This window comes from Paraburkholderia sp. GW821-FHT02A12 (assembly GCF_059422005.1).
Genome location: NZ_JBWKWA010000001.1, coordinates 1,820,568 through 1,832,628, shown reverse-complemented (window position 1 = coordinate 1,832,628; position 12,061 = coordinate 1,820,568). Strand labels below are relative to the sequence as shown.

Sequence of the window (12,061 nt, the reverse complement as noted above, 5' to 3'; positions counted from 1 at the left end):
CGCGCGGTTCAAGTTACGAGCCTTACGCGTCGATCAGGTCGTCGAGCCGGAAACGTGCGATGCGGTAGATCTGGTCGAGGCTGGCGCGCAATTCGTCAGCGCGGCTGTTGTTCACACGCGCCTCGAAGTTCGCGATGATGCCGTGGCGGTCGAAGCCGCGCACCGCGAGGATGAACGGGAAACCGAACTTCTCGCGATAGGCGCTGTTCAGCGCGACCAGTGTGTCGAATTCTTCCTGCGTGCATTGGGAGAGGCCCGCGCCGCTCTGCTCACGCGTCGACTCGGCCGTCAGCTCGCCGCGCACCGCAGCTTTGCCCGCGAGCTCCGGGTGGGCGTTGATCAAGGCAAGCTGCTTCTCTTCGCCTGCCGTTTCGACGATATTCGACATCTTGCGATGCAACTCGTCGATGCTCGCAAAGGGCCTTTGACTCGCGGCAAGTTCCGCGACCCACGGCGAGTGCTCGAAAATGCCCGACAGCGCCGCGACAAAGGCGTCGGTCGAGGTGCTGTTGAGTTGATCAAGAGTGTATTGCATCGCCTTCATGCCGCTGCCCCGCGGCTGTTCTGCTGGTAGGGGTGATGTTCGCGCCAGTGCCGCGCGATATCGACGCGCCGCGTCACCCACACGTGATCGTGCTGTTCGATATGGTCGAGGAAACGTTGCAGCGCGCGCAAACGCCCTGGGCGGCCGAGCAAGCGGCAGTGCATGCCGATCGACAGCATCTTGGGCGCTTCGTCGCCTTCTTCGTAGAGCACGTCGAATGCATCGCGCAGATAGGTGAAGAAGTGATCCGCGGTATTGAAGCCTTGCGGACTCGCAAAACGCATATCGTTGGTGTCGAGCGTGTACGGCACGATCAGTTGCGGCACTTTTGCGCCGCCGGTCACTTCGACGTCCATCCAGAACGGCAGGTCGTCGCCGTAGTAATCCGAGTCGTAAAGGAAGCCGCCGTATTCCGCGACCAGCCGATGCGTATTGGGACTATCGCGGCCGGTGTACCAGCCGAGCGGCCGCTCGCCCGTGACGCGCTCGATCGCTTCCATGCCGAGGCGCATGTGCTCCGCTTCTTTCTCCGGCGGCATGTCCTGATAGTGAATCCAGCGATAGCCGTGGCAGGCGATCTCATGACCGAGCTCGACGAACGCGCGCGCCACTTCCGGATGCCGTTCGATCGCCATGCCGACACCGAACACGGTGAGCGGCAAACCGCGCTTTTCGAATTCGCGCAGAATGCGCCACACGCCCGCGCGCGAGCCGTATTCGTAGATCGACTCCATGCTCATATGGCGGGCCGGATAGGCCGCCGCGCCGACGATCTCCGACAGGAACTGCTCCGAACCCGGATCGCCGTGCAGCACGCAGTTTTCACCGCCCTCTTCGTAGTTCAGGACGAATTGCACCGCCACGCGCGCTCGCCCGGGCCAGTTCGCCTGCACCGGGTGGCGGCCGTAGCCGATCAGATCGCGTGGATAGTTCGAGTCGAGTGGCATGGTTTGACGAGATGCGTGGTGACGGTACGTAAAATTCGCGTGGAACTCACATGAAATGCATGTGAAGTTCGCTCGGGGTTTGCTCAGAATCGGCTTGTGATCCGAGCCGGCGCGGGCGGCAACAGCCCCCAGAACAGCACCAGAAAGCAGCAGCAAAAAGCGCTTCGGGCACCAGCGCCGAGTGGGATCAGTGTAGCGAAAACGCCCGGGTGCGCCCATACACCCGGGCAGATAGTGCGTGTCAGACTGAATGTATGTGCGGCGCCGCGTCTGTAGTGTTTACCCGCAGCAAATCGGCGTTTTATGCGGTTTCCTGCGCATTTCCCGCAAAACCGCGCGGGGGCAGCGGGTTCGGACCGGTATCGGTCGGACTGAAAGCTTCCAGCGCGCCCTCGTAGCGCTTCGCCAGCGGCCGCGCATAGTCGCCGCGCTTGGCGGTCGACAGACGCAGCGCAACCAGCGCCTCGGTCCATTTGACAGCCGCCGTCACGCCCTCGATAACCGGTGCGCCCAATGCATCTTCGATCTCCGCGCACAACTCCGCCATGCCGGCGCAACCGAGCACGATCGCGTCCGAACCGTCTTCGTCCAGCGCGCGGCGGCATTCGTCGAGGATGATGCGGCGTGCCGCCGAACCGGGTTTGTCGAGATCGAGCACGGCGACGTCGGTGGCGCGTACATTGCGGCAAAAACGCTTCATGCCGTAGCGCTCGGCGAGATGCCACGCCATGCCGCAGGTGCGCGCCAGCGTCGTCACCACCGAAAAACCGGGCGCCAGCACGCTTGCCGCGTGCATCGCCGCTTCAGCGATGCCGATGACCGGCCCGCGCGCCAGTTCGCGCGCGGCGTACAGACCGGGATCGCCGAAGCAGGCGATCACGTAGCCGTCACAACCGTCGCGCTCGCCAGCGCTGATCTCGGCCAGCAAGCCGGGCGTCGCGAGAGCCTCGTCGTAGTAGCCTTCGATCGACGGCGGTCCCATCGTCGGATTCACCGCGATCACTTCGGTGCCGGGCGCGGCGACTTCGCGAGCGCAACGGCCCATTGCCTCCGTCATACGTTGCGTCGTATTCGGGTTGATCAGTTTGATGCGCATATCGACTCCTGTTGCGACGCCAGCTCAGCGAGCGAGCACGCGGTAGAACAACGCACCCAACGCGGCGCCGATGAACCACGAGAAATTCGCCAGCCCATCGAGCGTCGGCACCATCACGCAGACCACGGCGATGAGCGCGGCCGGCAGCAACGCAGCCACAGCCCGGTAGTTGACGCCGTTGCGGTACCAGTACGAGCCGGTTTGGGACACCGTGTAGAGGTCGTCGAGCACGATCTTCTGGCGCTTCACAAGATAATAATCGACGATCAGGACGCCATACAAAGGTCCGATGAAGCTGCCGAGCACATCGAGCGTGTAGTGAATCACCGCAGGATTGTTGAACAGATTCCACGGCGTGATGAAAATCGACGCCACCGCGGCGAGCATGCCGCCCGCGCGCCAGCTGATCAGGCGCGGCGCGACATTCGAGAAATCGAAGGCCGGCGACACGAAATTGGCGACGATGTTGATACCGATGGTCGCGATCGTGAAGGTCAGCGCGCCGAGAATCACCGCGGTCGGGTAATCGATACGGCCCACCGTTTCGACCGGATCCGTGATCAGTTGGCCGAACACCGGCAGCGTGGCCGCGGTCGTGACCACCGTCACCAGCGAGAAGGCCAGGAAGTTGACCGGCAGGCCCCAGAAGTTGCCGCGCTGCACGCTGCGAAAGCTCTTGCCGTAGCGCGAAAAGTCGCCGAAATTCAGCATCGGTCCGGAGAAGTACGACACCACCAGCGAGGTCGCCGTGATCATCACCGGCACCACTTCCATGCCGTGATATTTGACGCCGCCCAGGTTGATGCCGATGTTCTGCCATCCTGCGCGATACACCATGTAGCCCGCGAGAATGAACATCACCACGTAGACCGCCGGACCGGCGAAGTCGATGAACTTCTTGATGGTCTCCATGCCGTGCCAGAACACCAGCGCCTGCAATACCCACAGCAGCATGAAACCGGCCCAGCCGAGGGTCGAGAGACCCATGAAGCCGTGGTGATGAACGTCCGCATACGGCAACAGTTGCGGGACGAACTTCAGCACCACGATCACCAGCGCGCTCGAAGCCAGATAGGTCTGAATCCCGTACCACGCCACCGCGATCAAACCGCGAATCACTGCGGGAATATTCGCGCCGAGCACGCCGAAGGTCGCACGGCAGGCAACCGGATAAGGCACGCCGTTCTGCTGACTCGGCCTGGCAATCAGATTGCACAGCACGTTGACGATCGTAATGCCGACCAGCAGTGCAATCAGCACCTGCCAGCTCGTCAACCCGAGCGCGAACAGACTGCCCGCGAACACGTAGCCGCCGACGCTGTGCACGTCCGACATCCAGAACGCAAAGATGTTGTAAGCGCCCCAGGTTTGATGGCGCAGCGGCGCCAGGTCTTCGTTGTAGAGCCTCTCGCTGTAACCTGACGGCAGCGACGGGGTGCCGGTCGCGCTGTCGTCTTCATAAGTGGAAATTGCGGGACTGCCGGGCGCTGCACTGAACTGAGCCATGATTCCTCCTTTGGGATAGGGACCATCGATAGCGAATCGAAGGACGTTGCATCGGCTATGCCAGGCGCACCCTCTCGTCCGAGTGGAACCGAAGGGAATTTCAATCGCCTGAATGGCCGCGCCGCGGATATCTCCGTACCGAAGTACTTGTGCTTATCGCACCGCCAGCAGCCGCGGACTCCTGACGATGTGTTACTACTCCCAGGCCACCGCCCGGCGATGGCCACGCGCACGCAAGCCGGCAGCGCTCGCGCCAGGCCGCCTTGCAACGCTTGATTCAGTTCAGTTCAGTTCAATTCAGTGCGGCGCGCACCGGCAACGGGCGCACACCGGCCGCTTGCCTCAGCCTGGCGCGGACTTGCCTTTGCGTGCATCGTTACGTGCACCGAACACTTCATGCAGATCGGCCGCGCCGCGTGCCGGGCGGTCCAGCATCTTCAACTCGACGCTTTGCAGATGGCGCGACATCAAGGCCGCCGCCTCTTTCGCATCGCCGGCGTCGAGTGCGGCGAGAATGGTTTCGTGGTCCTCGAACGAGCACGGGCTGCGTCCGAGCGACTCGTACAGTGCGGAAATCAGCGTGGACCGCGCCACCAGGCCGTTCAGACAGTCGCACAGCACAGTGTTGCCGGTCAGCGCGGCCAACTCGGTGTGAAACTCTCCCGACAGACGAATCCATGCCGGAAAATCACGGGTTTCGAACGCTTTGCGTTCGCGGCCGATCATGCTGCCGATACTCTTCAAACGCCGGGTGCCGTGCCCGCTGCAAAGCCGCTCCACCACGGCCAGTTCGATGATCCGGCGCATCTCGAACACCTCGTGCACCTCTTGCAGCGACGGACTCGCGACAAATGCGCCACGGTTCGGCTCGAGGTCGACGAGGTGATCGGTGGCCAGTTGCGCAAGCGCCTGGCGGATCGGACCGCGCTTCACGCCAAATACTTCGCATAACTGTGCTTCTGTCAGTTTGGCGCCAGGAGCCAGCCGATGTTCGAGGATCGCGGCGCGGATGCGCTCGGCGATCGCCTCGGGTTTCGAACTATTCGAGCTGGCGGAATCTGTGTCGGACATGATGTTCGTCTCGGTATGTCGGTCATCATAGGATGGACATAAAGATTGTCAACAATTTTTATCTTAATTTTTGACAATCTTTATGACGATATTAGGCTTCAGCCTATCTGGTCCAGGACTGAAGCTCGGTCTCGCTTCAATATCAGTTTAATTAAGGTGAGCGCGGCCTGTCTATTGGCGGCGGTTTTTGTCAACAAAATGGATGGACCTTCACTGTCTGCACTGCCGGCGGTGACGATAAATGCTTGACCGTTAGTTGCGCCTGCAGCCCCAAAGAAAGCGGACAACCGCCCGCTTTCTTTGCCGCTTCAATCCAGACAGGGATAGCCCGATAACGTCAGCTTGAATCCGTGTGCGCCGGCTACGAGGTGTGCGTCGGCGCCGACCGGCAGCGTCAGCAGGTCCGGCATATGTCCGAATTGCAGACCGGTGATGACCGGAATCCCGATCACCGAGCGCACGTGCTCGATCATCGCCTGCAGGTCATACCCGTTGTCGTAATCGTAAGAACTGCCGCCGGAGAAATCGCCCAGCACAAGCGCCTGCTGCTGCGCGAGGATGCCAGAAAGATGCAACTGGTAAAGCATCCGCTCGAGCCGGAACGGCTGCTCGTTGATGTCCTCGACGAACAGGATGCCGCCCTGCACCGGCGGCATGTACGGCGTGCCGATCAACGATGCCAGCACCGCCAGATTGCCGCCCCACAACATGCCGGAGACATCGGCAGATTGTGCTTGCGGCACATTGCTTGTCACCGTCATGGTCGGCTTCGTCAGCGCCGACCAGAAGTGCCGCATGGTGAACTCGCTCAGATTTTCGGCGCCGAAATCGCTCATCAGCATGGGACCGCCGAAAGTCTTCACCCCCGCGCGCGCGAGCAACGCGAGCTGGATCGCGGTGAAATCGCTGTGCCCCACCAACGCGACCGGCTGATCGGTCAGCCGCCGCTGGAGCCCTGCATAGTCGAGTCCGTGCAGAACGCGTATCGCGCCGTAACCGCCGCGGACCGTCAGCACGATGTCGGGCAGTTTCCGCGAAGGGTCAGCCAGCCGGTTCAACTCGGCCGCACGCTCGCCGTCGGTACCGGCGAAACGCTGGTAGCGGCGCATCGCCGCCTCCACGCCGTCGACGCGATGCCCCTGCGCATGCAAGCGGTGCAATGCGCGATGCAGCACCTCCGGGTCATGCGGATAGCCGGACGGCGCGATCAGTTCGATGGTGCGATGAACGGTCATGGGCAAGACCTGTAGAACGTTGTAGTTTTTAGAGCGGCTCGGCCGGTCCCGGTTCGGTGCGCGCCGCCTCGCGTGCTTCGCGGCTTGCGCGCCGCCGCTCGGCGAAGAATACTTTGAGCGCGGCGCCGCATTCGCTTTCGAGCACGCCGCCGGTCACCGTGGTGTGATGATTCAACTGGGGATTCGCGAATGCATCGACGACGCTGCCGCACGCGCCCGTTTTCGGGTCGCGCGCACCGAAGACGACGCGGGCAATACGCGCATGCATGATCGCGCCGGCGCACATCAGACAGGGTTCGAGCGTCACATACAGCTCGCAGCCGGGCAGCCGGTAGTTCTCGACGGCTTGCGCGGCTGCGCGTAACGCGACCATTTCCGCATGCGCCGATGGGTCGTGCGCACCGATCGGATGGTTGAAACCTTTGGCAATGACTTCGTCGCCACGCACGAGCACCGCGCCGACCGGCACTTCGCCCGCCGCACGTGCTTCTTCTGCTGCGGCCTGGGCGAGCGCCATGAAGCGGCGATCGCGCTCGGAAATCAGCGGTGCAGGCGGTTCGTCCGGCAATGCGGCGTTAGTCGCTGCGCCGACTGGTGGGTCATACGCCGCCGGTTCGGCGGAACTGGCGCCGACGGTTTCGGCTTGACGCACCGGCGACCACACCGGCGACGCTGCGGCTTCGCTCGGTTCGACAGATTCCGCACGAGGCGTGGCGGAGCGGATAAACGGGTCGCTCACTGCGAACCCGCTTCGGCCGTATTGAGGTTGCCGACGCGCTCCGACACCCGCTCGGCGATCCGCCGGCAGTATTCGCGCGGCAGGACCAGTGGGCCGCCGCGCAGCGATTCGAGCGCCATGTCGAGTGCCAGCATGCGAGCCTGCAGGCGGCAACGGGTAACCCGCTCGCTGACCGCGCTCAACTCCGCCTGCAGGTCGCGCAAAGCGCGCAACTGCTCGACGGCGGGCGGCACGAAGCCCGCATTCTTCAAAATCCGGTTGGCGACGCGCACTTCTTCCGGGACCAGTGCATCGTCGTCCAGGGGCAGCGGCGCGCCGGCGCCCGGTAAATCGTCGAACTCACCGCGCGCGGCTGCGGCGGCAATACGCTGTTCGACTAACGCATCAAGCAATTTCATCTGCAGTCCACTACGTTGCGGCCAAAGCATTCTATCAGGGAGCGCATGCCCGTTCCGGCAGTCCGACCGACGAAACCTTCTGGTTTTCAGATTTTGCAGGCGGCAGCGGCGGCGGTTTTGCAGGCGGTTGCGCGACCGGCGTGCGGTTCTAGTCCGCCGCGTTTCGGCACAGTTGCTCCACGACGGCCGGCGCGCGCGAGAACCTTTCACTCGGCCGCCAATCGCCAGCGCGCCAGCGCGACATGCCGGGTGCGCCCGAGCAAGCTGTGCACCAGAACAAGCTCACGCACGTTCCAACTGACGGCTTCGATAGCACGTGTCGCTACCCACGGCATGCCGTAAGCCAGCGTCACGTGCGGGGTGTACGGCGCATTTGGCGAGGCTGCGCGATCCCCGAATGCCGCGGTTTGCAATGCCAGTCCAAGCGCTTCGTGAAGTGCCTGGAGTCCCACGACGCCCTCGCCTCCAGCCAACACCAACGGCCCCGGCCGCGGCTTGAGCGCAAAACTGACCGCACGATCGAACTCGACGCTAAAAGGCGCCATCCTGATCGACGCCGCTGCCTTCATCGCCGCCTCTACACGGGCGGGCGGCAAACCTCCCGCAAAGTTTCCGAGGTGAAGCAACGTGACGTGCAAACGGTTGGCCGCGAGAGGCTTGCTCTTCGAGCGCGTCTCGCCGCAGAGCTGTTGCGCCAGCTTCGAGATGCTGGCCGCCGTATTCGTGTCTGGAAAGACGGCGAAGAACAGGCCATCTGTCGGGATTGGCGGCGCCTCGAGCCCGGGCAACCAAAGCTGTTCAGGCATGGCGCGCCTGAGTGGGTGAAACCGGCATGAGTTGAATCTCCATTCAAACGTGCGCGCTTGCCCGCGCGCCCGGAAAAATTAATCGGCGGCAGCCGGATTGACGGTGCGCCTTCGCCGCGACAGCCGGCCGATATTTGATTTGTAGGCCATCGATCGGCCCACGGCCGAGCACTTGCCACAGAATCATTGCATCGTTCCCCCGGCCGGGATGCGCCGCGCTCGCTGTCTGGCTACGCACGATACTGTACATTCGTACAGTATTGGCGGCAACGTCGAAATGCTCAGAAAGGTGGGAGTATTGGCTGACGCCGCGAAGAACGGCAGGTTTCGTGCTCGAACAGCGGCATGCCCCAGGAGGAGCCGGCGTGCAACAAGATGTGGGGCATCAGCGCGAGGCCGGCCCGGGCGCGAAAGTCTGCGGTAGAAAGTCGGCGGTATCTATACGCCCGAGGCAATACGAATGCCCCGCGATGCGCGGTTCTAATTAGTTCTGCGGCATCCAGTAAAAAACTGTTGTCAGCCCGCGAGCGTGTCGTCCACTATCCGCTGCCCGGCGCTATATCCCGCCATGAGCGCCTCGGCTTGTGTCGCGAACGGTTGCTGGGTGGTCGCCGAGAGGCGTATCGGCGCAACCACAGGGACAGTAGCGCCCACCATTCTGATTTGCACGACAGCTACGAAACCCTGCGGGGGCAATAGCGTAACGCCTCCCGCAGTCTTCCACACCGGCTCAAGCTCCACCGCGACTTCAAAGCCTTTGTATCCGTAAATTCTTTTCATTGCCGACCTTGCCCGGCTGATTCAGCCTATCCTGAAACTGCCCTCTACCGGGAAGTGTACATCCCGCTGGCAACGTGGCGACGGAGCGCATCTTCGACTACTCATCTTGTCCTGCATCCTCAACTGCCCGATTTGGTCACGGGGTCACTACAGCAATAGTTTGCGCGATGCATCAGCATCGCTAGCCCGCTATTTTCCGCAGTGGAGCTGATGTTCATACGTAACAACGCAAGGGGGTGTTGCGGGCACCGGTCTACAGGTTTCACCTAACAGGTTGGAAAACCTGTACCACTGGGTACTCAAGGCGCAATTGCTTTACGAGGATGTCGGCGCTTTTTGGGGCGGGCACGTATCGCGAACAACGGGCCGCTTTGAATCTCCTGAAGTTCCTTGCCAACGATCTTCGTGCCAGCATCGTCCTTGCCGGTACCGACGACGCGGTGATCGCTCTCTAAAGCGATACGCAAGTGGTGAGTCGTTTCACACCATTTGAGATATCCCGCTGGCGCGAAAGCAAAGCGTTTTGCCGGCTGCTATCGGCATTCGAACGCATATTGCCGCTACGCATAGCGGTAGATGCCGACCGGCTGCTTCGGGTGGTAACAACGGGAAAGCGAATCCGGCGTGTTGCGCCGTGTATTTGAGCACGTCCTGACTCAATTCGGCATCCTACCCTTCCCGCAGGACTAGCCGTCCCCTCGTTCGGCGTCGTCAGGCGGCGTGTGGCGGGGGGTGTGGCCGACCGTCACTCGGCCACGCGCGGCGCCGCGGCGGCGGGGTCGCCGGCGGTGCGCCCGCGCAGCGGCCAGTACAGCGCGACCAGCACTGACGCGGGCTCGGCGGCGTCGTCGAGCCCGGTTGGCGGCCATTCGTGCGGCGCCGGTGCCCACATCGTGCCGAACAGGCGATCCCACAGCGGCAACATTTGCGTGAAGTTCTTATTGAAATGTTCGGCGCGGCGAGAGTGATGCAGCCGGTGATATTGCGGGTTGTTGACCCACGTAACGAAGCGACCGAGGTTGATGCGCAGGTTCATATGCGCAAAAAAGTTGACCGGCAAAAACACCAGGGTGGCGATGCCCGCGATCGACGGATCGACCCTGAACATCACACCGACCAGCGGAAACAGCAGGAAGCCCTTGAGTAGCGACTCAAACCAGTAGTGGCGCGTGGTCACGGTGACGTTGAACGATTCCGCGCTGTGATGCAACGAATGCATGCGCCACAGCAGTGGCCACGCATGCTGCAGGCGATGAAACAGATATTCGAGCAGGTCGATCGTGAGCACGAGCGCAAGAACCGATACGAGCACGCCCCAGCCGTGGGCGGGCAACACGATCAGGCCGCCTCCCAGCAGGTTGACGATCCAGACCGAGGCGGCCGCGGTCAACGGCCGCGCGGCCTGACCCAAGGCGGTATAGATGGCTGAGTACGCGACGTTCAGACGGATCGCCGCCCTGGACTGCAGACGCTGTACCGGCCGGCGCGCCTCGATCAACGCGCCTACGATGAACAGCGACAACACGATCTCATAGCCGATCCACCATTCGCATGCGAAGTGCCACAGCGCGGGAAGCGGATTGGACGCAAGCATGGATTTCCTCTATAGATACAAGATCGGCTTCTTGCTCGGCCGCCAGTTATGCTGTTCATCGTCGGCATCAGTCGGCGCAGCACCTGGATCGTCGACGGACCGGTCAATATCGAAACCGAACGATTCACAGCATCAGAACACCCCAGGAATCACCCGATAGCGCACTTTTCCTTTGTACCGACGATAGTTCTCGTCGGAAGACAGGATCCGTTCCTCACGCAGGATGCGCCCACCCTGCAAGGCAAACTGAAAGCCGTACACGAGAACGTTCTGCAAACCGAAGTTCGTCAGCAGAAAGCCAATATCCGCAACGAGGTAGCCGAGATACATCGGATGCCGTACGAACCGGTAGGCACCACAGGACACGACACCGCGGTTGGCCGGCAGAATGCCGAACGAGCGCCGCAGCGAGGCCTTTGCAACGAGCTGCCAGCAGATACCGGAAACCTGAAGCGCAGCCCCGACCGATTCCGGTACGAGTCGGGCCCCAGGTCCAAGCTGAACGGCAAGAAAGTAGTACGTGGCACCCATCGAGCACACGAATGCGAACGGTGTCCAGTCACGCTTGACCGGAACCCTTGTGAAAAGCGACAGACCCACGGTGAAGCACTCGGCGATCACCAGCAGCAACAGCGTGATACGTCCGGGATCGGCAAGCCAATGCCGGATCGCGAAGTATGCGAACATGCCCAACAGCAAAGCCGAGCCGACCCGTGCCAATACTTCGAGCAGCGCATCACCCAAGCGCGGTATCGCCTTGTGCATCATGTACGCGAAGCTCCCGGCTAGAGGTATTACAAGTGCCGCTGTTTCGGTGGTGATCGTGCTCATGTCCTTCTCCGACTGTTCTTACTGGGGCGGAGCATCGAGTGGGCCTGCATCATCGGGCTGGGTGCCGACATACATTCGTCGAGGATCCTCAACAATCCGCAAAGATACTTTTTGACGCTTTTCAGTTCTCCGCTATCGAGCGTGCGATCGAAATCGGCCAGATCACGATTGACCGGTTCAAAGTAAGCATCGATCATCGCCCGCCGGCCTGGAATAAAGCGCAACAGGATGCGCCGCCCGTCGGTCGGATCGGTTTCGCGTTTTATCAGCTCGGCTTTTTCAAGGTTTTTCAGGGAAGTCGTGATCGTGCCTGGCGATAATCCCGTCAGTTTTGACAGCCGTCCAGGCGTGACCGGCTGTACCTCATCGTAATAAGCGACTTCCAGACACTTCAGGTCGGTCACGTTCAGTCTCAGTTGCCCGGCAACAAATTGATTGAAGGCCGCCAGCTTGACACCCAGCATGAACCGGAGCTTGACGACCTCCACGCGTTCGTCAGGGGCATGAGTCATGT

14 protein-coding genes are annotated in these 12,061 nt (G+C 61.8%); 1 reads left to right on the top strand and 13 read right to left on the bottom strand.

Annotated features, from left to right (window positions below):
* Positions 1-22: 22 nt before the first annotated feature.
* From uraD to AC07WT_RS08135, 10 genes are all read right to left on the bottom strand, one after another.
* Entirely contained in the window at positions 23-544 is a 522-nt protein-coding gene (gene uraD / locus AC07WT_RS08180) for a 2-oxo-4-hydroxy-4-carboxy-5-ureidoimidazoline decarboxylase (RefSeq protein ID WP_492590206.1), read from the bottom strand.
* Positions 541-1,491, bottom strand: coding sequence for an allantoinase PuuE (gene puuE, locus AC07WT_RS08175; protein WP_492590208.1), 951 nt, complete (start codon positions 1,489-1,491; stop codon positions 541-543). Before puuE ends, uraD begins: the two co-directional genes overlap by 4 nt.
* Before the next feature lie 301 nt (positions 1,492-1,792).
* Complete coding sequence (locus tag AC07WT_RS08170) at positions 1,793-2,587, bottom strand: aspartate/glutamate racemase family protein (RefSeq protein ID WP_494946681.1); 795 nt, start codon at positions 2,585-2,587, stop codon at positions 1,793-1,795.
* 24 nt (positions 2,588-2,611) lie between these two features.
* Positions 2,612-4,093: an NCS1 family nucleobase:cation symporter-1 gene (locus tag AC07WT_RS08165; RefSeq protein WP_494946680.1), complete on the bottom strand. Its 1,482-nt coding sequence runs from the start codon at positions 4,091-4,093 to the stop codon at positions 2,612-2,614.
* A gap of 342 nt (positions 4,094-4,435) precedes the next feature.
* Complete coding sequence (locus AC07WT_RS08160) at positions 4,436-5,164, bottom strand: GntR family transcriptional regulator (RefSeq protein ID WP_494946679.1); 729 nt, start codon at positions 5,162-5,164, stop codon at positions 4,436-4,438.
* Between the two features lie 308 nt (positions 5,165-5,472).
* The gene (ldcA, locus tag AC07WT_RS08155; protein ID WP_494946678.1) at positions 5,473-6,399 is read right to left on the bottom strand and encodes a muramoyltetrapeptide carboxypeptidase; all 927 of its coding nucleotides are present in this window, start codon (positions 6,397-6,399) and stop codon (positions 5,473-5,475) included.
* A 28-nt stretch (positions 6,400-6,427) separates the two neighbouring features.
* Positions 6,428-6,967 (bottom strand): tRNA adenosine(34) deaminase TadA, encoded by a 540-nt coding sequence (gene tadA, locus AC07WT_RS08150; protein ID WP_494948403.1) that lies wholly within the window; start codon positions 6,965-6,967, stop codon positions 6,428-6,430.
* 167 nt (positions 6,968-7,134) lie between these two features.
* Complete coding sequence (locus tag AC07WT_RS08145) at positions 7,135-7,536, bottom strand: DnaJ family domain-containing protein (RefSeq protein ID WP_494946677.1); 402 nt, start codon at positions 7,534-7,536, stop codon at positions 7,135-7,137.
* Positions 7,537-7,742: 206 nt separating this feature from the next.
* On the bottom strand, positions 7,743-8,342 hold the full coding sequence (locus AC07WT_RS08140) for a 2'-5' RNA ligase family protein (protein WP_494946676.1): 600 nt from the start codon (positions 8,340-8,342) through the stop codon (positions 7,743-7,745).
* Between the two features lie 516 nt (positions 8,343-8,858).
* A complete protein-coding gene (locus AC07WT_RS08135) occupies positions 8,859-9,122 on the bottom strand; it encodes a hypothetical protein (protein WP_492590222.1) in 264 nt (87 codons plus the stop codon).
* A gap of 323 nt (positions 9,123-9,445) precedes the next feature.
* Here AC07WT_RS08135 and AC07WT_RS08130 point away from each other — a divergent pair, with 323 nt between their 5' ends.
* A complete protein-coding gene (locus tag AC07WT_RS08130) occupies positions 9,446-9,577 on the top strand; it encodes a TniB family NTP-binding protein (RefSeq protein ID WP_494946675.1) in 132 nt (43 codons plus the stop codon).
* A gap of 290 nt (positions 9,578-9,867) precedes the next feature.
* Here AC07WT_RS08130 and AC07WT_RS08125 read toward each other — a convergent pair whose 3' ends face one another.
* The 3 genes from AC07WT_RS08125 to AC07WT_RS08115 form a co-directional block, all read right to left on the bottom strand.
* Complete coding sequence (locus AC07WT_RS08125; protein WP_494946674.1) at positions 9,868-10,716, bottom strand: sterol desaturase family protein; 849 nt, start codon at positions 10,714-10,716, stop codon at positions 9,868-9,870.
* 132 nt (positions 10,717-10,848) lie between these two features.
* Complete coding sequence (locus AC07WT_RS08120; RefSeq protein ID WP_494948402.1) at positions 10,849-11,484, bottom strand: methyltransferase family protein; 636 nt, start codon at positions 11,482-11,484, stop codon at positions 10,849-10,851.
* Positions 11,485-11,543: 59 nt separating this feature from the next.
* On the bottom strand, positions 11,544-12,059 hold the full coding sequence (locus AC07WT_RS08115) for a MarR family winged helix-turn-helix transcriptional regulator (protein WP_494946673.1): 516 nt from the start codon (positions 12,057-12,059) through the stop codon (positions 11,544-11,546).
* Positions 12,060-12,061: the final 2 nt, after the last annotated feature.